Source organism: Staphylococcus sp. HMSC035D11 (genome assembly GCF_001836075.1).
GTDB classification, from domain to species: domain Bacteria; phylum Bacillota; class Bacilli; order Staphylococcales; family Staphylococcaceae; genus Staphylococcus; species Staphylococcus hominis.
The window spans coordinates 1-1,606 of record NZ_KV827260.1 but is presented as its reverse complement, the minus strand read 5'-3'; the positions used below and the strand labels follow the sequence as shown (position 1 = coordinate 1,606).

Genomic DNA, 1,606 nt, shown 5'->3' with positions numbered 1-1,606 from the left:
TGCTGCATTAGGACCTTTTATTTCTATACAAATTCAAGAAGTATCTTCTTTAAAAAATGTATGCATCTTTATTTCTTTTATCTACTTTATTAATTTTATCTTTTTTCTTTTTTCTTCTATAGAAGAAAAAAGAAGCGAAAATCCTAAATTAAACTATCTTACCTCTTTTGGTATTATCAAAAGAAATAAAGCTTATGTATTATTGCTTTTAGGAAGTATATTCTTTGTATTTGGTTATTCTCAAATTCTAAGTTCTATACCTCAATTCTTTGCCATAAAATCGCACTCTAAAGCTACTTCTATTTATGGTTACTTACTGTCTATAAATGGTGTGATAGCTTTAACTTGTCAATACTTTATTTATTTATTAAACAAGCGATATTCTCATAAATCATGCATTATATTAGGAGCAATTACTTTAACTTTAGGATTATTTACTTTTGGCTTAACAGAAAATATTGTATTACTTGCTTTTGCTATGATTGTATTCACTATGGGGGAAATGTTAGTATTTACTACTATAGATATTAGAATAGACGAAATTACCGATAAGTATAATAAAGGAGCTTATTACTCTTTGTTAGGTTTACAAAACATCGGTTCATTATTAGCTCCAGTAATTGGTGGTTTAATTATTACTCAATTTAAATCTGGAATGTTAATTTTTAGCATCCTTTCTTTAATTACATCTTTCAGCATTGTATTATTTTATAAAAGTAATAAAATAAAAATATAATTGCTGTATATTTTTTGAATTCCCCCCCTAAAGTTGAACCTTAAAACTCAACTTTAGTGGGGGAATTATTTTGATGAAAAAGCCTAAAAAAGCCTATTGTAAACGGCGTATTAATGAGACATATATCAAAATCAAAGGAAAATGGTGCTATCTGTATCAATCGCACGATACAGACTGTCACACATTAGGACTTATTTTTAAAAAGTCGTTATGGGAAATTTGATGATTCCATATTTCTATTGTATAATCATCTTTTTCTACAACTTGACACATTACATATTGACAACCTATCTTTTTCAAAGCTGTATACCTATGTGCACTATCTAACACAAGATAACCTCTATTGTACTTTGTAACGATAATAGGGTTTCTTTGTTTTTCCTCTCTAATAACTTTATATTTCAAAAAATCTCCCCAGTTAATTAAAATAATTATATCAGTTTTTTATTCCAATTGTTTTATTGACGTTGAGCCTCGGAACCCTTAACAAACCCAAAACTTGTCGAACGGTTGGCTTAATAGCTCACGTTATGCCGACATTCGTCTACAAGTTTAGTTAAGGGTTCTTCTCAACGCACAATAAATTTTCTCTGCATAAATGTGTGGTCTACTTTTTGTCTTTCGAAGGTTTCCAAAACAAAACCACAACTATAAAAAATAAGAAGTAAATAATAAACCAAAAATCTAAATGGCTTTGATTTATTTGTTGATGTATAAAAACAAGCATCAAAATAGATAATAATAGTTGGACAACAATACAAGATGATATCTAAAAACACTCCTTTTTTTAATGATTCTCTTCTTTATTTTTATCTTTTATTTTAGCAAATAAATTTGTTGTCTCTTCTTCAAAAACTGTTGCTAAAGGGA

The 1,606-nt window shown here is 27.9% G+C and carries 2 protein-coding genes and 1 pseudogene; 2 read left to right on the top strand and 1 reads right to left on the bottom strand.

The genetic code is table 11. The features are described 5' to 3' along the window. Positions 1-736 (top strand): MFS transporter (locus HMPREF2647_RS07080; RefSeq protein WP_070859788.1); only part of this gene is annotated, 736 nt, incomplete at its 5' end. A 67-nt stretch (positions 737-803) separates the two neighbouring features. Continuing rightward, positions 804-941: pseudogene (locus HMPREF2647_RS11030) on the top strand (DDE-type integrase/transposase/recombinase); the annotation flags it as partial. Here the strand turns inward: HMPREF2647_RS11030 and HMPREF2647_RS07075 are convergent. Beyond that, the gene (locus tag HMPREF2647_RS07075; RefSeq protein ID WP_002440499.1) at positions 914-1,141 is read right to left on the bottom strand and encodes a ParB N-terminal domain-containing protein; all 228 of its coding nucleotides are present in this window, start codon (positions 1,139-1,141) and stop codon (positions 914-916) included. The pseudogene HMPREF2647_RS11030 and the gene HMPREF2647_RS07075 overlap by 28 nt on opposite strands. Between the last annotated feature and the right edge of the window lie 465 nt (positions 1,142-1,606).